The 26,596-nt window shown below is 29.2% G+C and carries 30 protein-coding genes; 28 read left to right on the top strand and 2 right to left on the bottom strand.

The annotated features are described in order from the left end of the window. The first annotated feature begins 5 nt into the window (after positions 1–5). The 7 genes from nuoI to L8X27_RS05060 are packed head-to-tail and all read left to right on the top strand — an operon-like array spanning position 6 to position 8,497. Positions 6–638, top strand: a complete 633-nt coding sequence (nuoI, locus tag L8X27_RS05090) for an NADH-quinone oxidoreductase subunit NuoI (protein ID WP_133319477.1) — start codon at positions 6–8, stop codon at positions 636–638. After that, positions 631–1,137, top strand: a complete 507-nt coding sequence (locus L8X27_RS05085; RefSeq protein ID WP_263660448.1) for an NADH-quinone oxidoreductase subunit J — start codon at positions 631–633, stop codon at positions 1,135–1,137. The genes nuoI and L8X27_RS05085 overlap by 8 nt, the downstream gene beginning before the upstream one ends. Further along, positions 1,137–1,448, top strand: a complete 312-nt coding sequence (nuoK, locus tag L8X27_RS05080) for an NADH-quinone oxidoreductase subunit NuoK (RefSeq protein ID WP_087699810.1) — start codon at positions 1,137–1,139, stop codon at positions 1,446–1,448. The genes L8X27_RS05085 and nuoK overlap by 1 nt, the downstream gene beginning before the upstream one ends. After that, on the top strand, positions 1,436–3,238 hold the full coding sequence (gene nuoL / locus L8X27_RS05075) for an NADH-quinone oxidoreductase subunit L (RefSeq protein WP_263671204.1): 1,803 nt from the start codon (positions 1,436–1,438) through the stop codon (positions 3,236–3,238). The genes nuoK and nuoL overlap by 13 nt, the downstream gene beginning before the upstream one ends. Before the next feature lies 1 nt (position 3,239). Beyond that, complete coding sequence (locus L8X27_RS05070; RefSeq protein WP_263659531.1) at positions 3,240–4,712, top strand: complex I subunit 4 family protein; 1,473 nt, start codon at positions 3,240–3,242, stop codon at positions 4,710–4,712. Then, positions 4,712–6,109, top strand: a complete 1,398-nt coding sequence (locus L8X27_RS05065; RefSeq protein WP_263671206.1) for an NADH-quinone oxidoreductase subunit N — start codon at positions 4,712–4,714, stop codon at positions 6,107–6,109. Before L8X27_RS05070 ends, L8X27_RS05065 begins: the two co-directional genes overlap by 1 nt. Positions 6,110–6,133: 24 nt before the next feature. Next, positions 6,134–8,497, top strand: coding sequence for a tetratricopeptide repeat protein (locus tag L8X27_RS05060; RefSeq protein WP_263664553.1), 2,364 nt, complete (start codon positions 6,134–6,136; stop codon positions 8,495–8,497). On the opposite strand, the gene miaA is transcribed toward L8X27_RS05060, so the two are convergent. Then, a complete protein-coding gene (miaA, locus tag L8X27_RS05055) occupies positions 8,488–9,363 on the bottom strand; it encodes a tRNA (adenosine(37)-N6)-dimethylallyltransferase MiaA (protein ID WP_263666593.1) in 876 nt (291 codons plus the stop codon). The two genes, L8X27_RS05060 and miaA, sit on opposite strands and share 10 nt — an antisense overlap. Positions 9,364–9,432: 69 nt before the next feature. On the opposite strand from miaA, the gene mqnP reads away from it, so the two are divergent. From mqnP to trxB, 19 genes are all read left to right on the top strand, one after another. Next, positions 9,433–10,308 (top strand): menaquinone biosynthesis prenyltransferase MqnP, encoded by an 876-nt coding sequence (gene mqnP / locus L8X27_RS05050; RefSeq protein ID WP_263671207.1) that lies wholly within the window; start codon positions 9,433–9,435, stop codon positions 10,306–10,308. Next, positions 10,305–10,802 (top strand): hypothetical protein, encoded by a 498-nt coding sequence (locus L8X27_RS05045; RefSeq protein ID WP_263671208.1) that lies wholly within the window; start codon positions 10,305–10,307, stop codon positions 10,800–10,802. Before mqnP ends, L8X27_RS05045 begins: the two co-directional genes overlap by 4 nt. Beyond that, on the top strand, positions 10,795–11,316 hold the full coding sequence (locus tag L8X27_RS05040; protein WP_133319486.1) for a DUF6115 domain-containing protein: 522 nt from the start codon (positions 10,795–10,797) through the stop codon (positions 11,314–11,316). Before L8X27_RS05045 ends, L8X27_RS05040 begins: the two co-directional genes overlap by 8 nt. A 9-nt stretch (positions 11,317–11,325) precedes the next feature. Continuing rightward, on the top strand, positions 11,326–12,294 hold the full coding sequence (moaA, locus tag L8X27_RS05035; RefSeq protein ID WP_263660453.1) for a GTP 3',8-cyclase MoaA: 969 nt from the start codon (positions 11,326–11,328) through the stop codon (positions 12,292–12,294). After that, entirely contained in the window at positions 12,294–13,043 is a 750-nt protein-coding gene (locus L8X27_RS05030) for a 7-carboxy-7-deazaguanine synthase QueE (RefSeq protein ID WP_263665503.1), read from the top strand. The genes moaA and L8X27_RS05030 overlap by 1 nt, the downstream gene beginning before the upstream one ends. Then, the gene (locus L8X27_RS05025) at positions 13,040–13,624 is read left to right on the top strand and encodes a 6-pyruvoyl trahydropterin synthase family protein (RefSeq protein ID WP_263664558.1); all 585 of its coding nucleotides are present in this window, start codon (positions 13,040–13,042) and stop codon (positions 13,622–13,624) included. Before L8X27_RS05030 ends, L8X27_RS05025 begins: the two co-directional genes overlap by 4 nt. Beyond that, positions 13,624–13,824 (top strand): cytochrome C, encoded by a 201-nt coding sequence (locus tag L8X27_RS05020; protein ID WP_133319490.1) that lies wholly within the window; start codon positions 13,624–13,626, stop codon positions 13,822–13,824. The genes L8X27_RS05025 and L8X27_RS05020 overlap by 1 nt, the downstream gene beginning before the upstream one ends. After that, complete coding sequence (locus tag L8X27_RS05015; protein WP_220566545.1) at positions 13,824–14,234, top strand: hypothetical protein; 411 nt, start codon at positions 13,824–13,826, stop codon at positions 14,232–14,234. Before L8X27_RS05020 ends, L8X27_RS05015 begins: the two co-directional genes overlap by 1 nt. Next, positions 14,234–14,896 carry a 16S rRNA (uracil(1498)-N(3))-methyltransferase gene (locus L8X27_RS05010; RefSeq protein WP_263662759.1) on the top strand — a complete coding sequence of 221 codons (663 nt, stop codon included), beginning with the start codon at positions 14,234–14,236 and terminating at the stop codon, positions 14,894–14,896. The genes L8X27_RS05015 and L8X27_RS05010 overlap by 1 nt, the downstream gene beginning before the upstream one ends. 77 nt (positions 14,897–14,973) lie before the next feature. Beyond that, positions 14,974–15,174, top strand: a complete 201-nt coding sequence (gene rpmE, locus L8X27_RS05005) for a 50S ribosomal protein L31 (RefSeq protein ID WP_039664588.1) — start codon at positions 14,974–14,976, stop codon at positions 15,172–15,174. After that, positions 15,174–15,992, top strand: coding sequence for a 16S rRNA (cytidine(1402)-2'-O)-methyltransferase (rsmI, locus tag L8X27_RS05000; protein ID WP_263671209.1), 819 nt, complete (start codon positions 15,174–15,176; stop codon positions 15,990–15,992). The genes rpmE and rsmI overlap by 1 nt, the downstream gene beginning before the upstream one ends. Positions 15,993–16,011: 19 nt before the next feature. Then, positions 16,012–16,692, top strand: coding sequence for a 23S rRNA (guanosine(2251)-2'-O)-methyltransferase RlmB (gene rlmB, locus L8X27_RS04995; protein WP_133319494.1), 681 nt, complete (start codon positions 16,012–16,014; stop codon positions 16,690–16,692). Then, positions 16,685–17,557, top strand: coding sequence for a hypothetical protein (locus L8X27_RS04990; RefSeq protein ID WP_263671210.1), 873 nt, complete (start codon positions 16,685–16,687; stop codon positions 17,555–17,557). Before rlmB ends, L8X27_RS04990 begins: the two co-directional genes overlap by 8 nt. After that, on the top strand, positions 17,551–18,357 hold the full coding sequence (locus tag L8X27_RS04985) for a hypothetical protein (protein ID WP_263659525.1): 807 nt from the start codon (positions 17,551–17,553) through the stop codon (positions 18,355–18,357). Before L8X27_RS04990 ends, L8X27_RS04985 begins: the two co-directional genes overlap by 7 nt. Before the next feature lie 12 nt (positions 18,358–18,369). Continuing rightward, positions 18,370–19,572: an LL-diaminopimelate aminotransferase gene (locus tag L8X27_RS04980; RefSeq protein WP_220566550.1), complete on the top strand. Its 1,203-nt coding sequence runs from the start codon at positions 18,370–18,372 to the stop codon at positions 19,570–19,572. 1 nt (position 19,573) lies between these two features. Beyond that, positions 19,574–20,827 carry a homoserine dehydrogenase gene (locus L8X27_RS04975; protein WP_133319498.1) on the top strand — a complete coding sequence of 418 codons (1,254 nt, stop codon included), beginning with the start codon at positions 19,574–19,576 and terminating at the stop codon, positions 20,825–20,827. After that, positions 20,827–21,165 carry a YraN family protein gene (locus L8X27_RS04970; RefSeq protein WP_133319499.1) on the top strand — a complete coding sequence of 113 codons (339 nt, stop codon included), beginning with the start codon at positions 20,827–20,829 and terminating at the stop codon, positions 21,163–21,165. Before L8X27_RS04975 ends, L8X27_RS04970 begins: the two co-directional genes overlap by 1 nt. 51 nt (positions 21,166–21,216) lie before the next feature. After that, positions 21,217–21,531, top strand: coding sequence for a thioredoxin (trxA, locus tag L8X27_RS04965; protein ID WP_039619298.1), 315 nt, complete (start codon positions 21,217–21,219; stop codon positions 21,529–21,531). 117 nt (positions 21,532–21,648) lie between these two features. After that, positions 21,649–22,587: a thioredoxin-disulfide reductase gene (gene trxB, locus L8X27_RS04960; protein WP_263671211.1), complete on the top strand. Its 939-nt coding sequence runs from the start codon at positions 21,649–21,651 to the stop codon at positions 22,585–22,587. A gap of 19 nt (positions 22,588–22,606) precedes the next feature. Here the strand turns inward: trxB and L8X27_RS04955 are convergent, their stop codons facing one another. Beyond that, positions 22,607–24,388: a PhoX family protein gene (locus L8X27_RS04955; protein WP_263671212.1), complete on the bottom strand. Its 1,782-nt coding sequence runs from the start codon at positions 24,386–24,388 to the stop codon at positions 22,607–22,609. 135 nt (positions 24,389–24,523) lie between these two features. Here L8X27_RS04955 and dapB point away from each other — a divergent pair, with 135 nt between their 5' ends. Both dapB and purF read left to right on the top strand, forming a co-directional pair. Next, positions 24,524–25,252, top strand: coding sequence for a 4-hydroxy-tetrahydrodipicolinate reductase (dapB, locus tag L8X27_RS04950; protein WP_133319502.1), 729 nt, complete (start codon positions 24,524–24,526; stop codon positions 25,250–25,252). Continuing rightward, positions 25,253–26,593: an amidophosphoribosyltransferase gene (purF, locus tag L8X27_RS04945; RefSeq protein ID WP_220566553.1), complete on the top strand. Its 1,341-nt coding sequence runs from the start codon at positions 25,253–25,255 to the stop codon at positions 26,591–26,593. Positions 26,594–26,596: the final 3 nt, after the last annotated feature.

Here is a 26,596-nt window from a genome sequence, read left to right as displayed (position 1 = left end):
AAACAATGAAAAAAGGTTATTTTAAAGTAGATTTTGAGCGCAAAAATCCTCAAAATACTTATGAAAAATTCATACAAGTAATCAAGCGTTCTTTAAATACAGAGCTTTTTGTAGGTTTGTTTGTCGTATTAAGAGAAATGTTTAAAAAAAACAATAGCGCAACGATTAAATATCCTATGGAAAAAGTTGCTTTAGATGATAGATATCGTGCAGTTCATCGTTTGATGCGTTTTATTGAAAGTGAAAATGAATGTTGTATTGGTTGTGGCTTGTGTGAAAAAATTTGCATTAGTAATTGTATAAGAATGGAAACGAGTTTAAGTGAAGATGGACGCAAAAAGGTCGAAAATTATAGTATTAATTTAGGGCGTTGTATTTATTGTGGATTTTGTGCTGATGTTTGTCCTGAACTTGCCATTGTACATGGTAAAGAATATGAAAATGCCGCAGAGCAAAGATCTTATTTTGGTCAAAAGGAAGATTTTTTAACTCCTATCGATGAGCTTAAAAATCAAGTGGTGTTTGAAGGAAGTGGTAGTTTAAGAAAAGATGCTGATGATTTAGTAAAGAAAACTCCAAATTATTATGAGATAGATTTACAAAGACAGCAAGATGCTCCAAAGGAAGAAAATGTTTGAAACGATAGCTTTTTGTTTATTAAGTGTTTTGGTGTTGGGATTTTTTTTAATTAGTGTTTTAAGCACTAGCGTGCTTTATGCTATCAGTTCTTTGGCTGCGGCTATGGTTTTTTTAAGTGGATTTTATTTTTTACTTAATGCTGAATTTATTGGAGCAATTCAAATAATCGTTTACAGTGGAGCTATTTTGGGTCTTTATAGTTTTGCTATGATGTTTTTTGATGCTTCTATAAAAGTAAAAGAAAGTTTAAAAGGTAAAAGAATCTTCATTTTTGCCGTGATTTTTAGTGCTGTTTTATTAATTAGTATTATTATGGGATATGAGTTTGGTTTAAATGAAACTAGTGAAGTTTATAGTCTTGATTCTACTCAGCAAATAGGCTTTGCTCTATTTACAAAATATATGCTTGCTTTTGAATTTATGGCAATTTTACTTTTAATAGCTTTAATTTGTGCTATAGCACTTACTCAAAAAAATATAAAAAAGGACGAACAATGATGTTAGAAAAATACTACATTGTGGCTATTTTGATGTTTATCATTGGTCTAATAGGTATCATAAAACGCCAAAATTTAATTATGCTTTTTATTTCAAGTGAAATTTTATTAAATGCTGCTAATTTGGCTTTAGTTACAGCAGGAGCTTCTCATAAAGACATAGAAGGTCAAATTTTTGCTTTATTTGTAATGGGAGTTGCAGCTTGTGAAGTAGCTGTTGGGATAGCGCTTTGTGTTTTATGGTATAGAAAAACAGGAACATTAGAGCTTAGCTCTTTAGCTGAAAAAGGAGAGATAAAATGCAAAATTTAGCTTTAATTGCACTTTTTTCTCCTTTGGCTTCAGCTGTTATTTTAGGTATTTTTGCTTTTAGTGCTAAGAAAATTATTTTAGGTTATTTAGCTTCTTTATTTATAGCTTTTTCAGCTCTTGCTTCAATTGTTTTATTAAATAATGGAGTACATTTTAATTTTGAACTTGGTACTTGGATATCTTTAGTAGATGTTAGTTTTGGTTTTAAAATAGACTCTATTACTTTGATTATGATGAATGTGGTAAGTATAGTAGCGACTTTTGTGCATTTATATAGTATATTTTATATGGAGCATGATGAAGGGTTTAATCGCTATTTTAGCTATTTGGGACTTTTTGTTTTTTCTATGATGTTTTTGATTATGAGTGATAATTTCTTAGGACTTTTCATAGGTTGGGAAGGTGTTGGACTTTGCTCATGGCTTTTGATAGGTTTTTGGTATCATAATGAAAAATACACTTTTGCTGCTAATGAAGCATTTATCATGAATAGAATCGCAGATTTGGCTTTGCTTTTAGGAATTTTCTTAATTTATATAGAATTTAACTCTTTAAAATATGATGAATTTTTTACCCTTTTATCTTTAGGGCATGAAAATGATGTAATTTTGATTTTAATAGCGCTTTTACTTTTTGTAGGTGCTATGGGTAAATCAGCACAATTTCCTTTCCATACTTGGCTTGCTGATGCTATGGCAGGACCTACGCCAGTTTCAGCTCTAATCCATGCTGCTACTATGGTTACTGCGGGAGTTTATTTGGTAATTCGCGCAGGGGAGCTTTATTTACAAGTTCCTGAAGTAGGGTATTTTATCGCTATACTTGGAGCTTTTGTAGCGCTTTTTGCTGCTTCTATGGCTATGATAGCTAAAGATTTAAAAAGAATTATTGCATATTCGACGCTTTCTCAACTTGGGTATATGTTTGTAGCAGCAGGTCTTGGAGCTTATGCAATAGCTTTATTTCATCTTACAACTCATGCATTTTTTAAATCTTTATTATTCTTAGGTGCAGGTAATGTTATGCATGCTATGAATGATAAGCTTGACATTAGTAAAATGGGTAGACTTTATAAAAGTATGCGTTTTAGTGCTATTTTAATGCTTATAGGTTCTTTAGCTTTAGCAGGAATTTATCCTTTTGCAGGATTTTTCTCTAAAGATTTAATTTTAGGATTTTCTTTTATAAGCCATCATCATGGAATTTTTTTAGTACTTTTAATAGCAGCTTTTATGACAGCTTTTTATAGCTTTAGACTTTTAATGCTTGTATTTTTTACTCCAAAAAGACATGAAGAACATCCCCATGAAGCTAGTAAAATAGCTTTGCTTGCGATGAGTCCTTTGGCTTTACTTGCTATTATAGCAGGATTTTTTGAGCATAGCTTTATGGATTTTGTAAGTAAAAATTTAGCTTTTATTGATGGTCAAAATTCTTTAGTTATGATACTTGCAAGTGTTTCTGCGGTACTTGGAGTGCTTTTAGCTATCATAGCTTATTGGAAAAATTGGTTTAAACCATCACTTTCTAAAACAAGTATTTACAAACTTTTGTTTAATGAATACTACATACCAAAATTTTATCATCAATTTATTGTTAGTAAGTATGCTTTATTTTGTGAATTTTTAAGAAAAGCTGATAAAGAAATTTTAGATGCTTTGGTAGATAGTATTGCATTTTTCCTTAAAACATTTGCTAGGGTTCTTAGTATAGGTAAGGATTATTCTTTGGCTTTAAGAATTGTAGTTTTGGCTTTTGTGTGTTTATTTTGTTTAGCTTTGGCGGTGTAATATGCTCGGTTTATTAATGTTATTTCCATTTTTTGCGGCTTTTATAGCTTTATTTTTACAAAAAGAAGATAGCAAGTCCTTTGCTATTTTAGTTAGTTTTTTGATTTTAGTTTTTAATGTTTTTTTGTTATTTAACTACGATGGTGGCATGGCTTATGAATTTAGTTTAAATTCTTTGATAGTTAATTTTCACATAGGTGTAGATGCTATAGCGCTTTATTTAATATTACTTTGTTCTATTATGATTTTTTTATCTTTTATATGTTTGGATATTCAAGATAAAAGTGTTGTAATAAGTATATTTTTATTACAATTTTGCATTGTAGGACTTTTTGCTTCATTAGATGCTTTATTGTTTTATGTATTTTGGGAGTTTTCTCTTATACCGCTTATTTATTTAATAGGTAGATATTCAGATAATTATAAGGCAGGGATTAAATTTTTCATTTATGCATTTTGCGGTTCTATGCTTATGCTTTTAGCTATTATTTATGTGGGATTTTTGTATTATCAAAGTTTTGGATATTGGAGTTTTGATTTGTTAGCTTGGTATAAGAGTGAATTTTTTATACCTGAGAATGCACAAAATCTAATATTTGTAGGATTTTTTATTGCTTTTGCGATTAAAAGTCCTTTATTTCCTTTTCATACTTGGGCTCCAAAGGTTTATACCAAAAGTCCGACTTTAGTATCTGTAATGCTTGTAAGCTTTAAAATGGCACCTTTTGGATTTTTAAGATTTATTTTGCCTTTAGCGCCTGATACTTTGAATCATTATTATTCTTTACTTGCTATTTTATGTATAGTTGGAATTTTATATGCAGCCTTAATTGCTTTTAAAGCCAAGGATTTAAAAGAATTAATTGCTTATAGCTCAATTTCGCATTTGGGCGTGGTAATTTTAGGTATCGTAACTTTTACTTATAATGGGGTTAGTGGTTCTGTATTTTATATGTTTGCACATGGTATAGTAACAGGTGGCTTATTTTTAGCCGCTTATATGCTTTACAAAAGATATCATACTTTTGATTTAGACTTTTATAAAAATTTAGCTAAAACAGCCCCATTATTTAGCTTTTTCTTTGCAGTATTGTTGTTTTCATCTATTTCATTGCCTTTGACTATTTCCTTTGTAGGTGAGTTTTTGATCTTGCAAGGTGTGGCAAGTGTAAATTTATGGTATGCATTATTTGCGGGCGGTGTAATCGTTTTAGGAGCTATTTATATGCTAAATATTTATAGAAATATGTTTTTTACTACTTGCGAAGAAGAAGTGTGCAGTAAATTTACGCTTAAAAAAGGTGAAATTTTTGTTTTAAGTATTTTAAGTGCATTAGTGATTTATTTAGGGGTAGCTCCAAGTGCTATGCTAGATCAAATTGCTTCTAATGTAAATAGTATTCTTGAAGTTATGCAAACAAGAAATATCGCCATAGAAAATCAAAAAATCATAGATAGTATAAGAGGTTTTTAATGAGTGGTTTTAGTTTAGAAAAATTAAATTTTGTATTATTATTTCCTGTGTTGTCATTGCTTTTTTGGGCTATTGCATTACTTTTATTGAGTGCATTTAAAAAACTTTCTAGAAATTTTTATATAGGAGCAAGTGTTATAGCTTTGCTTAGTACTTTGTGTTTTTTATTGCTTTATAATGGTTTTGTTTTAGATAATTCTCATGCTTTTTTTGGTTTATTTGTAAGCGATAATTATGCAATTTTTGCACAAATAATTATTTTGTTTTTTTCTATGCTTTATTTGCTTATAGACAAAGATGAGCAAAGAGCAGAATTTTTTTCTTTATTTTTGTTTATGGTTGCTTCCTTAATATTAATGGTTTCAAGTACTAATTTGATTGTGATTTTCCTAGCTTTAGAAGGATCTTCTTTAGCTCTTTATACATTAATAGCATTAAGAGGAACTCATAATGCTATTAGTTCTAGCATAAAATATTTTGCCTTAGCTGCAGTAGGGGCTGGATTTTTTGTTTTTGCTTGTGCTTTTGTGTATTTAAAAACAAAGTCTTTAGATTTGGATAATTTATTGCATTCTGAATATATTTCAGATCCTATATTATTATGTGCTGGAGTAATGTTTTTGGTTATTGTTGGAGTAAAACTTTCTATCGCTCCTTTTCATTTTTGGCTAAAAGATGTATATTGTGGAGTTCATACAAATTTTATAGCTTTCATATCTATTGTTCCAAAAATTGCTATGATAATAGTAGTTTTAAGAATTTTTTCTGCTTTAGGCGGTGGAGTAAAATTTGAATACATAGTCGCATCGTTAGCAATTTTTTCTATGCTTGCTGTAAGCATAGTGGCTTTAATTCAAAAAGATGCAAAAAAAATGCTTGCATATAGCTCTATTACTCATTCTTCTTTTATATTGGCTGTTATTGTTTCTAGTATGAGTGTGAGTTCTCAAGGAGATGGAACTTCTTACCTGCTTTCAATTTTTGCCTTGTTCGTTTATTGGGTTTCTTTTGCTTTTGCAAACTATGGAATTTTTTTAATCTTAAGTTTATTTCAAAAAAGCTCATTTGAAAGTTTTTCTGGCTTATTTGATCAAAGACCCGTATTATCTATAATATTAGCTATGTTTATTTTATGTATAGCAGGAATTCCACCTTTTGGGATTTTTTGGGGTAAAATTTTAATTTTAGCTTCTATTTTAAATTCAGGCTATTATGTACTTATATTTGCTATAGCTTTAAGTTCTATGATCATGCTTTATGCTTATTTGAAAATTTTAATTTATATCTTTTTTAAAAAAAATCAATCTATAAAGAGTATAAATTTAGATATTAGGCAAAAGATTATTTTAAGTTTATGTTTTATTGGAAGCTTATCATGTGCGTTTTTGCTTTTGTGAAATAATATTGCTATAATCACGCTCATGATAAGGATTTTATTTTTATTATTATTAAGCATAAATTATATATTTTCTTTTGAAGTTATTGTTAATAAAGGGGAAGAACAAAATCGTCCCTTTACACTTTTGCATTTAAAAGATAATAAAGATTTTACTTGCAAGAGTATTTTTGAATTTGAAAAAACTCATTTTGAGTGTAATGTTTTGGGCGTTAGTAATATGCAATTTCAAAATAAAGAATTTGATGATTTTACAATTTATTTTGAAAAACACCAAACTTTTTTGACAATTAAAATATATCCTAAAATTTTAGCTAAAATGTTTAATTATTCTCAAGATATTTTTAATGCTAAAGAAATTCAAAGTCAAAATGGAGATACTTCTAAACATTTTGTGTTTATTTTTACTAAGGATTTAAGGTATTATAAACCTAGCGATGGACTTGATTTTGATATTTATTTTGATGATGCATTAATGCCTTATATTGGAGCATTGGATTTAAATTCTAATCCTATGGAAACTTCAAAAAGTGCAGATTTTAATGCATATTTTAATATCAAACAAGAATATGAAGCCAAAAAATACGATCAAGTTTTACGAGATGCTGTTAATGCTATTAAGCGTTATCAAGGTAGTGTATTTATGAATGAATTTGAGCTTTATAAATTAAGAGCGCAAAATAAGCTTTATACCTATGAGCTTGATAAAGATCAACAAATTTTAGAGCAAATGCTAGATGATGCTAAAAGATGGGTGAGAACTTATATTAATGATAAAGATTATACGGAAGTAATGTATATCATGATGAGAGTTTATATGGGCTTATCTCAAAGGTCTAATGTTGATTATATTATTGATACTTTAAGTACTGAGCATAAAGACGATAAATATACTATAATAGCTTTACTTGATTATGCAGATTATTTATATCATTTGGGTAAAAAAAATATAGCAAATAATATTTATCAAGATGTATATTATTCTACTCCGAATGCAGATTTAGCTAGTAGAGCTGCTTTATTTTTGTCTAAAAATTATTTAGAAGCGCAAAATACAAAAGAAGCCAAGGAGTTAGCAAGTAAAATTTTAGAGTCAAATCCTGAATTTTTTATGAGTGATTTAGAAAATTCTTTATCCTTAGCTAAGGCTTTTAGTAATCATAGAATTTATGATTTAAGTTCTAAAATTTATGAGTATATTTTTACGCATTTGACTAAAGTCGATAAGGAATATGAAAGAGTATTAAAAGATCTTTCTTTGGCTTTGTTAAATGCAAATGAACATACTAAAGCTCAAAAGTATTTAGATCTTTACACAGAAGATTTTCCTTTGGGTGAATATGTGAGTTTAATAAAAGAAGCTCAAGATAAAAATTTCTTATATTTAAAAGATAATAATGCAAGTTTTTTACATCAAAGATATGAAGAGATCATGCAAAAGTATGCTGGAGAAATTTCTAGTATGGCTTTATTTGATAATGTGAGATTATATTTTCAAGAAAAAAATTATGAAAAAGTTGTAAGTTATCAAAAAGACATAGAAAAATATTCCAACAAAGAAATCAAAAATCTTTTAGAACAAGCTGCTATTTTAGTTTTAGAACAAAATTTAAAAAATGATGAGTGCTTAGCTGCTGTTAAAATATATGATGATTTTAAGGTCTATGATGTGGGAAATAAAATACAAAATAAAAAACAAATGCTTGAATGCTTTAAGCGTACTACTCGTATAGAAGAAGCTAAAAAATATATAGTTGAAAATGAAAATGATGATATTATTTTTTATAAACTCCAAAGTGCAGATTTAGCGCTTAAAGATAAGCGTTATCGTTTTGTTGTAAAAACAATTAATGATATTTTAAATACAAGAACTATTATTAGCGATGATGAAAAATTTGAAGCAAATTATATTAAATTTTTTGCTGAACTTAAATTGCAAGATTATAATGCTATGATAAGAACTTTGCAAAAACTAGAGCAATTTCCTATGAATTATCGTATGGTGGAATTATATTATGAGTTTTTGCGTTATTGTGAAAAAAATAATTTTCTAACAAGTATTTTAACTTATGCTCCAAAGGCTATTGATTATCAAAATTTAAAAGGAGTAAATCTTTTTAGTCCGGATTTAGAATTTATCTATATCAAAGCTTTAAAACAAAACAATCAAGCTCAACAAGCCTTAACTTTGTTTAAAGATTTGCTTGCTAATCCTTTAAAAGATGATGAGCGCGCAAGAGCTTTTTATATGCAAAGTAATATTTATGAAGATTTAAAAGATATGCAAAATCAAAAGCAAAGTTTGCAAAATTGTATAGATATTAACACAACAAGCAATTGGCAAAATTTATGTAAAGATAAATTAAATGTCTTAAACACTCAGCCTTGATGTTTTTTTAAAATATAAGCTTTTAAATTTTCATAAGCGTTTTGAAAATCTAAAATTTCTTTGTTGAATTTTTTATTAAAAGTTCTTTGTCTTTTGGCAAGTTGTCTTGTGTGAATGATGATGAGTTCTTCAAGCTCGTTTAAATTTATTTTTTTATCTAAAAAATCTTTACATTCTTTTAAGCCTATGGAATTTAGTGCTTTTAAATGATGATCATAGTTACTATATAGCATTTTAGCTTCATCTATTAAACCCTCATCAAGCATATTTTTAGTGCGTTTAATAATGCGTTTTTCCAAAAGATCTTTTTGCCAAGAAATTTCAAAAATATCAAGTTTTTTAATTAAAGCTTCTTGTTTTGTTTCTTTTAAAACTTCGCTTGGGATTTTATTAGTTTGCTCATAAATTCCAAGCCATTTTTTTAAGCGATAGGTGTCGTTTTTTTCTATTTTGGCATGTGGATCAATTTTTATCATTAAATGATAAATTTCATCATTACCTAGCGTGCTTTGACTTTCTTTGAAATTTTCACTCAAGCCATCCATTAAAGCTTTTAAATAAAAACTAGTTCCACCTGTGATGATAAGCATTTGATTGTTTTTTTGAGCAAAGGCTTTTGCTTTTTTGTATTCTTCAAAAAACAAAGCGATGTTAAAATGCTCATTGACATTTAATAAATTTATGCCAAAATAATCAAGCTCATCTAAGGTTTTTTGCTCTGTTTTGGCTGAAGCGATGTTGATTTGTTTATACACGCAAAGACTATCAAGGCTTAAAATACTTGCATTAAATTCATAAGCTAGTTTGTTAGCAAGTTCTGTTTTGCCACTTGCAGTAGTTCCAATGAGTGCAAATTCAAAAAACATCGTAAAAATATCCTAAATTTAAAATTATTTTAGTAAAATCATAACAAAAATATATTATAAAGAGAAAAAATGCCTTTATTAAAAGAAAAATTAAAAGATATTTTGGACTTGATTGTTTTTAAGCATTCTATTTTTGCTTTACCATTTTTGTTTGTTTCGATGATTGTAGCTTCTGTTATTTTAAATGATAGCACTTGGTTTGGTTTTAAAGCTTTGTTTTTGGGTGTTATTTGCGCGGTAAGTGCAAGAAATTTTGCAATGGCAATCAATCGTTTGATGGATGAGGACATTGATAGAAACAATCCAAGATGTGCAAATAGACCTAATATCGATGGTCGTATAGGTAAAACTAGCATTTTACTTTTTATTATTTTAAATGCTATTATTTTTGTTTTGGCAAGTTATTTTATCAACAAACTAGCCTTTGCTCTTTCTTTGCCGGTATTGTTTATTTTAGCTATTTATTCAGCCTTTAAAAGATTTTCATCCCTAGCGCATTTAGTATTAGGATTTTGCTTAGGACTTGCTCCTATTGCAGGCAGTATTGTGGTTTTGGCAAGTATTGAAATTTATAGTGTTATTTTGTGTTTGGGTGTTACTTTTTGGACAGCTGGTTTTGATTTACTTTATGCTTTGCAAGATATGGAGTATGATAAAAAGACAGGCTTGCACTCTATACCTGCTAAATTTGGGCTTGAAGCAACCTTGTTCATCTCAGCATTTTGTCATATTTTAGCAGTGCTTTTTTGGTTTTTATTTGTTTGGGTAGCTCCAACAGGAAATATTGCATTTTTAGGTGTGATTGTTAGTGCTGTTATTTTATTTTTTGAGCACCGCATTGTTAGAAAGAATTTTGCAAAAATTGACAAAGCATTTTTTACTTTAAATGGGTATTTAAGTATAGTGTTTTTTATTTTTATATGGGTTGATCTTTTATGGAGATGAAATTTTTTAAAAGTTCTTTGGAATTAGAATTTGAAGAGAGCACAGAAAGATATGAAGAGTTTTTGCAAGAATATGTTTCAAGTAATAATTATGTCAATTTAAGCAAATGGAAAAAGCTTGCTTCAAGGGTAGAATTTAGCGATGGCGAGCAGTTGATTTTTGATTTGCTTATGGATTTAAAGCAAGAATTGTATTTGATAAAAAATGATATTAATAAAACAAAATTATTTGTTAATTTAAAATATAAATCTTTTGTGATTGGGGTAAATTTTACACATATTCAATTTAAAGATAGGTGTTTAATGCAAGATGAAGATTATTATGCTAGATTTAATTTAAATGGTCAAAAAATTAGTATTTTTTTTAAAGCATTAAATGAGAATGAAGCAAAAATCACACAAATAAAAGCAGAAGATGAGCTCGTGTATGATAATTTTGTAGCAAATATGCAAAGAGCAATGATTAAAATTTTAAAGGAGCAAGAAAATGGATAGTGATTTATTATTGTGGCTAGTTGTAGCTTTATTAATTTTTGCTATGTTTGCTTATATGATGATTAAAGAAAAAGAAAGTATTGTTAAGATTAATGAGCTTGGTAAAATGATAGAAGATTTAAATAAACAATATCATTATTTAAAAAAAGAAAGTTTAGATGAGCAAGAGCAAGAAAAAGAAGAAATAGACACTGAAGCCATAAGAGAAGAATTAAAAGAAGAACTTTTGCAGGTGCTAGAACAAAAAATCAATCAAAATATTATTCCTATTTTAAGTGCTTTAAAAGAAGTAGAGGAAGTAATTGAAGAATTTCAAAGTGAGCAAAAAAATCGTTTATTAAATTTAGAACAAAAAACCCAAAGTATTACAAAATTAAGCCCAAGCTATGATAATGAAGAGCAAAAAGTCATAGAACTTTTTAATCAAAAAAAATCCATAGAGCAAATTGCAAAAGATTTGCGTATAGGTATGGGCAGGGTTGAGCTTATTTTAAAATTTAATAAATTATTATAAAGGCCTTTGATGTTAGTAGATAGCTATGGAAGAGTGATCGATTATTTAAGAATTTCAGTAACACAAAGATGTAATTTTCGTTGCCTTTATTGTATGCCAAAAACTCCATTTGAATGGAGTGCTAAGGAAAATCTTTTATCATTTGAAGAGCTTTTTATGTTTGTTAAAGTTTGTATTGATGAAGGAGTTAAGAAAATTCGTATTACAGGCGGTGAGCCTTTAGTAAGAAAAGATTTGCATAAATTTATTGCTATGATTAGTGAGTATAAGCAAGATATAGATCTAGCGCTTACTACTAATGCTTCTTTATTAAAACAACAAGCAAAGGATTTAAAACAAGCGGGCTTAAAAAGAATTAACATCTCTTTGGATACTTTAAAAGAAGAAGTGGCCTTTAAATTAGCTCAAAAAAACATACTCAAAGATGTGTTAAATGGTATTAATGAGGCTTTAGAATTAGGTTTTAATATTAAATTTAACACCGTAGCTCTTAAAGGGATTAATGATAGTGAATTTATCGATCTTTTAGAATTTGCCAAAGCACGCAAAAGCCAAATTCGCTTTATAGAATTTATGGAAAATTATCATGCTTATGGAGATTTAAAAGGCTTAAAATCAACAGAAATTTTAAATATCATTGCTCAAAAGTATTCTTTTAAACAAGGACAAAAAAGTCCAAATGCACCTGCGACTATTTATGAACTTGAAGATGGGTATGAGTTTGGCATTATTGATCCACATAGCCATGATTTTTGTGATAGTTGTAACCGTATAAGGCTTTCAGCCGAAGGGCTTTTAATACCTTGTTTATATTATGATGAGGCTTTAAGTATTAAAAAAGCTATACGCAATAAAGACATAGCAAGTGCTTGTGAAGTTTTAAAAACCGTGATAAAAAATAAATCAGAAAAAAATAGATGGGCAGAAAATGATGCCAATCAAAGTTCTACAAGAGCCTTTTATCAAACAGGTGGATAATGGAAGTTGTTGAAACTTTTTTAAGCTTGCAAGGTGAGGGAAAATATAGTGGAAATTTGGCTATATTTGTAAGATTTGCCGGGTGTAATTTTAACTGCGCAGGCTTTGGAGTAAAAAAAGAAAAAGATTCTAAAATACTTTTGGGCTGTGATACTATAAGAGCTGTTTTTACTAAAGAATTTAAAACTTGTTATAAAACATATACTTCAACAAAGCTTTTTGATGAGGTTTTGAAGCTAGCAAATTCACGCAAAGTTATAGTTGTAATTACGGGTGGTGAGCCTTTGTTAAATTATCAAAATAAAGATTTTTTGTGTTTTATTAATTTACTTTTAGAAAATGATTTTATGGTGCATTTTGAAACAAATGCAAGTATTGAAATTGATTTTGAAAAATATCCTTTGTATAAAAAATGTTATTTTGCTTTAGGAGTAAAGCTTAGCAATAGTGGTGTAAAAAAAGAAAAAAGAATTAATGAAAAAGCTTTGAAAGCTTTTAAAAATTATGCTAAGGAAAGTTTTTATAAATTTGTTTTGGATAAGGATTTTTTACAAGAAAATAAAGCCTTAAAAGAAATCAATGAAATTTTACAAGTTTGTAAAAATGATGTTTTTTGTATGCCTATGGGGTCAAATGAAGAAGAAATTTCCAAAAACGCCTTAAGTGTTGCTGAATTTTGTATAAAAAATGGATATAATTACTCCGATAGATTGCATATTAGAATTTGGGGAGATAAAGAAGGCGTATGATTATTAGAAAAATATTTGAATTTGAAAATGCTCATATTGTTAGATTTTGTAGCTCCAAGCGATGTAAAACAAGCATACATGGCCACTCTTATAAGGTAGAAATTTTACTTGAGAGTAAATACCTTGATAATGCTGGAATGGTGTATGATTTTGGTTTGTTAAAAGATGAGATAAAACAAATTATTGATAGTTTTGATCATGCTATTACGCTTTTTAAAGATGATGATAAAGCTTATTTAGAAGATATGAAAAAGCACTCGCAAAGATGGGTGAGTTTACCTGTGAATGTAAGTGCGGAAAATTTTGTACGCATATTTTTTGTACTGATTGATACTTTGCTTTTAAAGACTAAGATGGTCAATGGTGAGCAAGGTGTTAGTTTAAAAAGCATTATTGTGCATGAAACAAGAACAGGTTATGCACAAGGTTTTAGAGAAGATGCTTATAGTGAATTTTTACCAAAGATTGATTTGGCAGATATTGACTTTTCACAAGCTATAAGAGATGAATGGAAAGACAAAGATTTTTTTGAAAAACTTCAAGATGTAAATTTTGTTTTTATCAATCAAAAGGAGGTGTAATGAAAAAGATTTTATTGATTGTGCCAATATTGCTTTTTATGGCTTGTTCAAATCAAGAGAATAAAAATATAAAAAAAGAAATACAAACCGAGCAAGTTCAGATTGAACAAAGTGATTCTAATGTCATTATAGATGATGAAACACTTCCTATACCTGTTGATGATGATATACAAGATGAAAATAATACACAAGGACAATAATGGATCAAAGTTATGAATTTTTTTTAGCATTGCATGTGTATAGTTTATATACAAATGGTTTTTTAATGTTGTTTTATTTGTATTTGACTCAAAGTAACTTCTCACAAGAATTTATCTTTATAAAAAGAATTCGTCTATTTTTGCCAATTTATTATTTGTTTTTAGCAATTACACTTTTTACTGGAAGTTTGTTATGGGCTTTAAAGCATTTTGAATTTAATTTCTATGTGCTTTCTATGTGGTTTTGTTGGATTTTGATTTTTGCTTTGGCTATTTATCAATTTGTTTTATTTAAAAAAGCAAGATTGTTTAAACGCTATGCTAAATTTAGATTTTTAAGTTTTTTTATTTTGTGTTTAGGTATATTCTTACTTTTTGTACCTTATTTACTTAAGAGGTTTTATTTTTAATGCAATTTTTATATCACCCACAAAGTGGTACTGCAAGTTTAGAGCTAGAAAATGAAGCCTTTTTGCACTTAAAGGCTCGAAGAATTAAAGTGAGTGATAAAATTATATTAAAGAATTTGAAAGATTTTTATACTTACACTTATGAATGCATAGAGCTTTCTAGACGCTCTTGCGTATTAAATTTACTTGACAAAAAAGAAGAAAAACAAGAATTAAAAACATATATACATTTAGCTTTGGCGGTGATTGATCCAAAGGTTATAGAAAAAACTTTACCTTTTTTAAATGAACTTGGAGTAGCAAAACTTTCTTTTGTGTATATGGAATACTCGCAAAAAAATTTTAAATTAGATTTTAAAAGAATGGAAAAAATTCTTATAGAATCATCCCAGCAATGCGGTCGTGCTTCTTTAATGGAACTTGAAAGTTTTGATGACTTTAAAAAATTTCAGCAAGCTTATGAAAATATTGTTTTGATAGATTTTGAAGGTAAAGATTTGATGAATTTTGATCCCGATAGATATGTATTTTTGGTTGGGGCTGAAGGCGGATTTTCGCAAAAAGAAAGAGAAATAAATATAAAAAGAGCAAAATTACAAGCCAACTATATACTTAAAGCACAAACAGCACTTATAGGGGTTGCTTCAAAATTTATAATTTAAAAGCATGCTTAAATTTAGCTATTTTTTATATAAAAATCTATATAATTACGCCTTAATGTTTTGAAAAAGGATAAACAATGAAGAAAGAAATTCACCCAGAATATGTAGAGTGTAAAGTTAGTTGTGCTTGTGGAAATTCTTTTACTACTAAGTCAAATAAATCAGAAATTAAAGTTGATATTTGTTCAAGCTGCCACCCATTCTTTACAGGTAGTGAAAAAATCGTAGATGCTGCGGGTCGTGTAGAGAAATTTAAGAAAAAATACGCAATGCAATAATGTTATATTTTATTCCTACGCCCATAGGAAATTTAAACGATATTTCTTTTCATTCTTTAGAAATTTTACAAAAATGCAAGCTCTTTTTATGTGAAGATACAAGAGTTTGCAAATCTTTAATTCATCTTCTTAATGAAAAATTTAATTTAGAAATAAAGCCTGATAAATATATAGCTTTACATACTCATAATGAAAAAGATTTTTTAGCAAAAATAGATGAGGATTTTTTTAAACAAGATATTGCATATTTAAGTGATGCAGGTATGCCAGGTATTAGCGATCCGGGGCAATTTTTAATCGAATATGCTATTAAAAACAATATTGACTATGAAGTCTTAACAGGATCAAATGCTGCTTTGCTTGCATTGGTTTCAAGTGCATTTTGTAAAAAAGAATTTATTTTTATGGGTTTTTTGGCCAATAAAAATCCTCAAAGACAAAAAGATATTGAAAATTTAATACTTAATCCTTATCCTAGTATAGTTTATGAAGCACCCACTAGAATACTTAATTTAGTAGAAGAAATTAGTAAAATTGATCCTTTAAGAGAAATTTTTATCATAAAAGAAGCAACAAAGAAATTTGAAACTAAATTTAGAGCAGAAGCTTTAGAGGTTTTGGAAAAATTAAAAACAATGGATTTACGCGGTGAATGGTGTGCAGTGGTAAATGCTAAAGAAAAGCAATTTCATCAAAATACCTTGTGTGAGCAAGATGTTTATGAGCTTGATTTATCTTTAAAGGCAAAGGCAAAACTTCTTTCGAAAATCAATGCAAAATCTCCAAAAGAAAATTATCAAAAACTGCTTTTAAGTTGAATTTGGTTATTATTTAAAAATGATAGTTTATGGTAAGCAAGTGTTTTTTTATATCTTAGAAAAGCATGAAGAAAAAATTAAAGAAATTTATTTAGCGAAAGAATGTGAAAAAGCTGATTTTTCAAAAATAACAAGGGCATCAAAAAAAATTAAAAAACTCGATTTTAAAGCCGCACAAAGCTTGGCAAGAGGTGGAAATCATCAAGGTTTTTTAATGGAAATTGATGAATTTGAATTTAGCTCTTTTGAGAGTTTAAAAGAAAAAGATTTTATAGTTATTTTATATAATATTAGCGATGTTGGAAATATAGGTGCTATCGTGCGTAGTGCTTATGCTTTAGGTGCTGATGGGGTTATTTTGGTAGCTAAAAGCGTGGCTATGGATGGAGTTATTCGTGCAAGTAGTGGAGCAGCTTTAGATATGAAAATAGTCTTAAATGATGATATTTTAAGCATGATAAATGAGTTAAAACAAAAAGGTTTTTATATCTATGCTAGTGCAAGCGGAGGTAGTGATATACATACTATCAAGGCTAAAGATAAAAAAGTTTTGATTATGGGAAGTGAAGGTTTTGGTATAGCGCCAAAGGTGCTTAAAAAATGCGATGAGTGCGTAGGTATAAAAATGCACAATGATTTTGATAGTTTAAATGTTAGTGCAGCATTTGCAATACTTTGCGATAGGATGAAAAATGGATAGTTGGAAAAAATTAGAAGATTTAAATTTGTTAGAAGTTCAAAAAAGAACACAAATAGAAATAGCTTGTCTTGAATATATCATTAAGAAAGATTTTAAGTCTTTATCCCGCTTTAATGTAAATGGCTTTATTAAAATTTTACAAAGAGAGTATGAGCTTGACTTTTCTAATTTTTTAGAAGAATATCATGCCTATTTAGAAGAAAATGGTATTGAGAAAAAAAATCATGTGCATATTTCACCTAGAATGAACTCATATACCAAAGAAAGCTCAAGTGTATGGTATATTGTGATTATAGTAGTAGTACTTTTGATAGTAGCTTTGGCCTGGGGTGTTTCAAGATTTTTTCAAAGTTCTACTTTAGATGAAAATACTACCAATGTATTAAATCAAGAGCAGGTTGTTTTAGAAGAAAAAGTTGATGAAAATGAAACACCAGTTCTTAATTTTTTTGCTGATGATGCTATGGAAAATAATGAAACAAACGCGACTATTTTAGAACCAATAAGCGAGAACAATAATACAGAAAAAACATTAGAAGATAATGCTAGCTCAAATATGCCTGAAGAAAATATCATTTTACTCAATGAAAGCATTATAAAACCAAGTGCAGAGCTTTGGCTTGGTATGGTGGATTTAAAAACTTTTAGAAAGAGCTCTTTAACTATTAAAAATGATTATGTTTTACCTTTGGATAAAGATATGTTAATTACCACAGGCCACGCTGCTTTTAGCTTAAACGATGAAAATAATAATACTTTAGAGTTTAAAAACGGTGTGTCTAAATTTTTAATGATTAAAGATGGTAAAATCAAACAAATTACAAAAGCTGAATTTATCAAAGAAAATAGAGGAAAATTATGGTAAGAATTTTAATATTTTCCATTTTTTTTACTCTTAACGCTTTTGCACTAAGTGCTTTAGAAGTTGCAAAACATATTGTTAATGATAATTCTAAAGATGCGAAATTAGAGCTTTTGTTTGCAAGGAATGATTATAAAGATGAACGCGGAAATGTAGATATTTACACTATTTCTCAAATTTTAAAAACTAATTCTTTGGCAAATTTTATATTAAATGAGCCAAAAACTCTAACTTTTAGTTTTAAAGCTCAAGCTGATTCTGTTTTATTTTTTAAAACTATTAATGATACTTTAAACGAATTAGGCTATGTGTATTTTATACCAACTGAATTAACTTTAAGGGAAAATTATATTACCTATAAGTTAGCTGTAGATTCTCAATATATGCTTGATCCAGGAGTTTTCTATAAAGCCTTGTTATCAAGCTCTGTTTTTATTAAAGATATTTCTAAAATTTCAGAATTAAATTATGAGTATGAGCTAGATTTTTCAAAAGCAAAACCTAAAGTTAATACTCAAATTCCACTAAATACCATCACTCAATTAAATAAGCCTTTAAGGGAATATATTGTTGATTTACAAGGAGCAAAAAGCATAGAGCTTAGTGCGCACAATCTTGATTCTTGGTTTTGTAAAATTCAATTTTTAGATAAAAATTTAAATTTTATTCAAGGTATAGAAAACACACACAAACAAAATGAAATTAATATAAATATCCCATTGGGTGCAAAATATGCTATCATTGGCGATATGTTTAGCCTTGATAACATAAAAAGGGGTTTAAAGATTTACTTAAGACGCTAAAAAGGATGGAAAATGTTTGAAGAAATTCATTTTAATACCATAGAAAGACTTCCAAATTATGTTTTTGCTGAAGTTAATGCGATTAAAATGGCAGCAAGAAGAGCAGGGGAGGATATAATAGATTTTTCTATGGGAAATCCTGATGGTAAAACTCCTCAACACATTATAGATAAACTTTGCGAAAGTGCAAATAAAGAAAAAACTTCTGGTTATTCTGCTTCGAGTGGAATTTATAAACTAAGACTTGCAATTTGTAATTGGTATAAAAGAAAATACGATGTTGATTTAGATCCTGAAAGTGAAGTAGTTGCAACGATGGGCTCTAAAGAAGGCTTTGTAAATTTAGCAAGAGCCGTTATTAACCCAGGAGATGTAGCTATTGTACCTACACCTGCTTATCCTATACATACTCAAGCTTTTATCATAGCAGGTGGTAATGTAGCAACTATGAATTTTGATTTTAATGAAAATTATGAATTAAATGAAAATACTTTTTTTGAAAATTTACAAAAAACACTACATGAAAGTATTCCACGTCCAAAATATGTAGTAGTAAATTTTCCGCACAATCCTACAACAGTCACTGTGGAAAGAAGTTTTTATGAGAGATTAGTTGCAATGGCAAAAAAAGAAAGATTTTATATTATTTCTGATATTGCTTATGCAGATTTGACTTTTGGTTCTTATAAAACCCCTTCTATTTTTGAAGTTGAAGGTGCTAAAGATGTAGCGGTAGAAACTTATACACTTTCAAAGTCTTACAATATGGCAGGTTGGCGTGTAGGTTTTGTAGTGGGTAATAAACGCTTAATTGCGGCTTTGAAAAAAATCAAGTCTTGGTTTGATTATGGTATGTATACTCCTATACAAGTTGCTGCTACTATAGCTTTAGATGGAGATCAAACTTGTGTTGAAGAGATTAAGGCAACTTATGCAAAAAGATTAGAAGTCTTGCTTGATTCATTTTTTCAGGCAGGATGGGAGCTGAAAAAACCTAATGCAAGTATGTTTGTTTGGGCAAAACTCCCTCAAAGTAAAGCTCACCTTGGAAGTATGGAATTTTCTAAACAGCTTTTGCAAAAAGCAAATGTAGCGGTAAGTCCTGGAGTTGGTTTTGGTGAAGCGGGTAATGAGTATGTTAGAATAGCTTTAATAGAAAATGAAAACCGCATTCGTCAAGCAGCAAGAAATATAAAAAAATATTTAAGAGAATAAAATGAAAATCGCAATTTTGGGATATGGTACGGTAGGAAGTGCTGTTGTAGAGACTTTGCTAAAAAATCAAGATTTAATTAAAGCAAGATGTGATGAAGAAATTATTCCAGTAATTGCTTTGGCAAGAAATCCAAAACCAAATGCATTAATTCCTGTGGTAAATGATATTGATGAGGTTTTAGAGCGTGAAGATATTGATGTATTTGTGGAGTTAATGGGTGGTATTGATTTACCCTTTGAGATAATTTCAAAAATTTTAAAAAGAAAAAAAGCAGTGGTAACTGCTAATAAAGCTTTGCTTGCTTATCATCGTTATGAGCTTGAAAAATTAGCACAAGATACAGCTTTTGGTTATGAGGCGAGTGTGGCGGGTGGAATTCCTATTATTAAAATTTTAAAAGAGGGCTTGAGTGCTAATAATATTGTTTCTATTAAAGGCATTTTAAATGGCACAAGCAATTATATTTTAAGTAAAATGACCGAAGATAATACCAAATTCCAAGAGGTGTTAAAAAAAGCACAAGATTTAGGATATGCTGAAGCTAATCCCACTTTTGATATAGAGGGTTTTGATGCAGCGCATAAACTTTTGATTTTAGCAAATATTGCCTATGGATTAAGAGTAAAACCTGAAGATATTTTGATTGAGGGTATTAGCAAAGTAAGTAATGAGGATATTTATTTTGCAAAAGAATTTGAATATACCATAAAACACTTGGGTATTGCTAAGATTAAAGATGAAAAAATAGAATTAAGAGTTCATCCTACCATGCTTAGCAAAGATAAAATACTAGCAAAAGTTGATGGGGTAATGAATGCTATTAGTATTGATGGAGATGTATTGGGTGAAAGTTTATATTATGGCCCAGGAGCAGGTGGCAGGGCAACTGCAAGTGCTGTTATAGCTGATTTAATCGATATAGCAAGAAAAGAAAAAAATAGTGCTATTTTTGGGTATTTAAATGATACTTCTTATAAACTTTTAAGTAAAGATGAAATTTATACAAGATATTATTTAAGATTAAAGGTATTAGATAAAATAGGAGTTTTATCAAAAATCACACAATTAATGAGTGAACATCAAATTTCAATCGATACTTTCTTGCAAAAGCCTAAAAAAGAAAAGCAAGATTATAGCACTTTATTTTTCATCACTCATCAAACTTATGAAAAAAATATACAAATTTTAACTCAAAAGCTTAGAGAACAAGAATTTGTAAAAGATGATGTTTTTATGATGAGAATAGAAGAGTAATGGCATTATTTGAATATCTTTTTGGTAAAAAAGGAGAAGAGTTAGCGTGTGAATTTTTAAAAACACAAGGATTTGAAATTTTAAAAAGGAATTTTTATTCTAAATTTGGAGAAATTGATATTATTGCTAAAAAAGATAAAATTTTACATTTTATTGAAGTTAAAAGCACGCAAGGTGATTATGAGGTAGAATATAGATTGGATAATAAAAAATATAATAAAATTATTAAGACTATAGAATATTACTTTATGAAACATAAAAATGATGAAAATTATCAACTAGATTTACTTTGCGTATATAAAGATGATATAAAACTTTTAGAGAACATTAGTTATTAAGGGAATGTTTATTCTATTTTAATAGAATTTGAAAAAACAAAGGAGAAAAAAATGGGAAAATATATTGATTTAACTACAGAAAATTTTGCACAAGCAAAAGAAGGTGTAGCTTTAGTAGATTTTTGGGCTCCATGGTGCGGACCTTGCAGAATGCTTGCACCGGTAATTGATGAGCTTGCAAATGATTTTGATGGTAAAGCTAAAATTTGTAAAGTAAATACAGATGAGCAAGGTGATTTGGCTGCACAATTTGGTGTAAGATCTATCCCAACTATCATTTTCTTTAAAGATGGTGAAGTGGTTGATCAACTAGTTGGTGCTCAATCAAAACAAGCTTTAGCAGATAAACTAAACTCACTTTTATAATCTTAAGCCACTTTTTGTGGCTTTTCTTCATATTTTTTACTATTTAATAATTTTTATTATTTATAATTAAAGAAAAATTTGTATAATACTTATAAATAAAACTATAAGGAAAATATCATGTTAGATTTAGCTATTATAGGTGGTGGACCTGCAGGTTTGAGCGCAGGTTTATATGCTACAAGAGGTGGATTAAAAAATGTTGTAATGTTTGAAAAAGGTATGCCTGGTGGGCAGATTACTTCGAGTTCAGAGATAGAAAATTATCCTGGAGTTGCTCAAGTTTTAGATGGAATTTCTTTTATGGCTCCTTGGAATGAACAATGTACGCGTTTTGGTTTAAAACATGAGATGGTAGGTGTTGAGCAAATTAGTAAAAATTCTGATGGAAGTTTTAATATAAAATTGGAAGGCGGTAAAAACGAACAAGCAAAAGCAGTTATTGTTTGTACAGGCTCTACTCCGCGTCGTGCTGGTTTTAAAGGTGAGGATGAATTTTTTGGTAAAGGTGTGAGTACTTGTGCAACTTGCGATGGCTTTTTTTATAAAAATAAAGAAGTGGCTGTTTTAGGTGGGGGAGATACTGCTTTAGAAGAAGCTTTGTATCTAGCTAATATTTGTTCAAAAGTGTATTTAATCCACAGAAGAGATGAGTTTAGAGCAGCACCTTCAACAGTTGAAAAAGTAAAAAATAATGACAAAATAGAATTAATCACAAATGCGGTTGTTGATGAGGTTTGCGGTGATAATATGGGTGTTAATAAAATTAAAATAGCATTTAATGATGGTTCTAAAAGAGAGCTTGATGTGCCTGGAATCTTTACCTTTGTTGGATTAAATGTAAGAAATGAAATCTTAAAACAAGACAATGGTGAATTTTTATGTGCTATGGAAGAAGGTGGTCAAGTTAGTGTTGATCTTAAAATGCAAACCAATATAGCAGGGTTATTTGCAGCAGGTGATTTAAGAAAAGATGCTCCAAAACAAGTAATATGTGCAGCAGGTGATGGAGCGGTTGCAGCGCTTAGCGCTTTAGCTTATATTGAAAATTTACACTAGAATTTCTAGTGTAAATTGATTAACTTCCAATAACTCCGCCATCAATTTTACTTATTGCTATTATACTTGATCTTGGTGTTTTGCCATAAGGAAATTGACTGCCTTTTAATTTCTCTCCTGGATGTTGAATTCCAACAAACATAGTTTTATAATCTTGACTAAAAGCAATTCCTGTTATTTCGCAAGCTATTGGTCCTGTTAAAAATCTTTTTATTTCCCCTGTTTTTGGATTAGCTGCTAACATACAATTATTTCCCATGCCTTCAAATTCTTCTTGATTAGAATAGTTTCCATCAGTTTGTATCCAAAGGCGACCATCTCTATCAAAACTTAATCCATCGGGGGAATTAAATTTATTATTACTTGTAATGTTGTTTGAACCTTTATTTAAACTTGTTTGATTATCAGGGTTTCCTGCAAGTGCAAAAATTTCCCAAGTAAATTCATCATCTTTATGAGAATTTTTATGCTCCCATTTAATTATTTGTCCGTAAATATTTTTTGTTCTTGGGTTTGCTGGATTTGGGTTATTATTTTTTTTATTGTTTGTTAAGGTAGCAAATACTTCTTTTGAGCCACTTTCTTTATGGCTTGCTATCCATTCACATCTATCCATAGGAGTTGCATTTACAATAGATCCAGCAATTCTAGCATTGATTAACACATCTGCTTGAGAGTTAAAACCATTTTCTTTATTAAGGTTATTTTTACCATATTCTAACTCAATCCATTTTCCACTCCCTCTAAAATCTCCTATTTTTCCATTAAATTGTGCTACATATAAGGTTCCTTCATCTAAAATTTTGCTAGTATCTAGACCTTTTTTATATTTATGTTTGCTTATAAATTTATAAATAAATTCATTGGCTTCATCATCTCCCATATAAATTACAACGGTTCCATCATCTTCTACAATTAATTCTGCATTTTCGTGTTTAAATCTTCCAAGAGCTGTTCTTTTTATAGGTATGCTGTTTGGATCAAATGGATCAATTTCTACAACCCATCCAAATTTATTTGCCTCGTTTGGATTTTTACTTAAATCAAATCTTTCATCAAATTTTTCCCACCCATATTGACTTTGAGCTTTAAATCCAAATCTAAGTTGCTCTTTTGAAAATTTAATTTTTTCATCTAAACTTCCAAAAAAATCATTTATATTTTCTTCGCAAGTAAGATATGTTCCCCAAGGTGTTTTTCCATTGGCACAATTATTTAAAGTTCCATGTATAAAATTTTCATTTTGAAGTACTTGTTGTTTTGCTGGACCACTAATGCTCATTTTTGTATTTGCATCGATTCTGCGGTTGTATTTAGAATCAAGCACCACAGACCATTGATCTTTTTCTTTTTTTATTTCAAAAATACTCACTCCTAAATTTGCTTGTTCATATAAAATATCTTCTAAGCTAAGATTTTTACCTTGATGTTTAAACATAATTTCAGGATTTATATATTCATTATTAATAGCTAGTATAGCCCTATCTTTTGAAAGAGGAAAAAAACTCATACCATCGTTATTGTCCCCAAAAGTTAATTTAGCATTTTCCACAGCTTTTTTATCGATATTTTTTTCTTCATCATAAATAGATGCTTTGCTAAAAAGAGGATCGCCCCATGAGATTAAAATATCTGCTTTGTAGCCATCTGGTACGATAACTTTATCTTCTGTGCTAGCAGGTATTTCTTTAAAATTTAGTAAATCTTTATCTTTTAATAAACTCGCATTTAAATTTGAGCTAGCAAAAAATGCTACCATGGAACCCAAAGCTGAACCTTTCAAAAATGTTCTTCTTTTCATAAAACTCCTTTTAAAAATGTGTTATAAATTTAAAGTTTTTTGGAAACTTTTTGGAAACTTTTGCTCATGGTATGTAATATTGTATTAATTAACTTAGTGATACAATTTCTCACTGCAAATATAAAGGATAAATTTATGATATGTATAGGAATTCATGGGAGCAATGGTCGCATGGGTAAACAAATTGAAAATTGTTTACAAGATCAAAAAGATGCTAAAGCAAGTGCATTTTTTTATCAAGGATCAAGCTATGAAGAATTTTTTAACAAATGCGATGTAATAATTGATTTTTCTTCCCCGAAAGGTTGTGAGGATTTGTTGTTATACGCAAGAAGCAATCCTAAACCTTTAGTGATAGGTACTACAGGATTAGATGCTAAGCAAAATGAGTTAATGCAAAGTGCAAGCATTACTATGCCAATTCTTTATGCTACCAATATGTCTTTGGGTGTAGCTATTTTAAAAAAACTTTCATGTTTAGCAAGTGAAGCTTTAAGGGATTTTGATATAGAAATACTTGAAATGCACCACAATAAGAAAAAAGACGCTCCAAGTGGTACAGCTATGACTTTAGCACAAAATGTCGCTAAGGCTAGGAATTTAGATTTGGAAAAGGTTAGAGTAAGTGGTAGAGATGGGATTATTGGTCAAAGAAGTAAAGATGAAATCGCAGTGATGAGCTTAAGAGGTGGTGATATAGTGGGTTCCCATAGAGTTGGATTTTATAATGATGGTGAATTTATAGAATTAAATCATAGTGCTACTTCAAGAGCTACTTTTGCTATGGGGGCTATTAGATGTGCTAAATGGCTAGTTTCTCAAGAAAATGGCTTATATGATATAGACGATTGTTTAGGAATTTAAATGTGTGCGGTAGTTGGAGTAATTAATTCAAAAAATGCAAGCACGGTGGCTTATTATGCTTTATTTGCTATGCAACATCGTGGCCAAGAAGCAAGTGGAATTAGTGTAAGTGATGGTTTAAATATCAAAACTCATAAAGCTAAAGGTGAAGTAGGACAAATTTTTAATACTCAAATTTTAGCAGATTTAAAAGGTAGTATAGCTATAGGGCATAATCGTTATTCTACCGCCGGAAATTCTTCTTTGCATGATGCACAGCCTGTTGCAGCTACTTGTTCTTTGGGTGATATTTCTTTAGTGCATAATGGAAATTTGATTAATAAAGAAGAAGTTAGAAAAGAGTTAATTGATAATGGAGCTATTTTTCATTCTAATATGGACACGGAAAATGTTGTACATTTAATAGCAAAAAGCAAAAAAGAAACTTTAAAAGATAGATTTATAGAAAGTCTAATGCAAAGTAAGGGTGCATATTGCTTTATGTTAGCTAGTAAAAATCAACTTTTTGTGGTAAGAGATCCTTATGGGGTTAGACCTTTATCTTTGGGAAAATTAAAAGATGGTGGATATATTGTAGCGAGTGAAACTTGTGCTTTTGATTTGATAGAAGCTGAATTTATCCGCGATATAAAGCCCGGTGAAATGCTAGTTTTTACTCAAGGTAGTGATGAGTTTGAAAGCATTCAAGTTTTTGATAAAACAGATCCAAGAATTTGTGCATTTGAATATATTTATTTTGCTAGACCTGATAGTATTATAGAAGGTAAAAGTGTATATGAAGTGCGTAAAAAAATGGGTGAAGCCTTGGCTAAAAAATTTAAAGAAAAAGTAGATTTTGTAGTGCCTGTTCCTGATAGTGGAGTAAGTGCTGCTATAGGTTTTGCGCAATATTTAAAAATTCCACTTGAAATGGCCATAGTTAGAAATCACTATGTTGGAAGAACTTTCATAGAGCCAACTCAAGAAATGAGAAATTTAAAAGTAAAACTGAAATTAAATCCTATGAAGAAAGTTTTAGAAGGTAAAGATATAGTGGTGATTGATGATAGTGTAGTAAGAGGAACAACTTCTAAAAAAATCATCACACTTTTAAGACAAGCAGGTGCTAGAAAAATTCATTTGGCTATAGCTTGTCCAGAAATCAAATTTCCTGATATTTATGGTATAGACACTCCAACTTTTGAAGAGTTAATTTCAGCTAATAAGAGTATTGAAGAGGTTAGAGAATATACAGGTGCAGATAGTTTGACTTTTTTAGATATTAATGAGCTAGTTTCAAGCATAGGCAATGAAAGAAAATATTCTTTGATTAGTTTTGATGGGGATTATTTTATTAAATAATCC

Origin of the sequence: Campylobacter sp. CNRCH_2015_1657 (assembly GCF_025772685.1) — a bacterium.
Taxonomy (GTDB): Bacteria; Campylobacterota; Campylobacteria; order Campylobacterales; family Campylobacteraceae; genus Campylobacter_D; species Campylobacter_D lari_D.
Note: the sequence above shows the minus strand (reverse complement) of the source record. Positions and strands in the feature narration are given on the sequence as shown.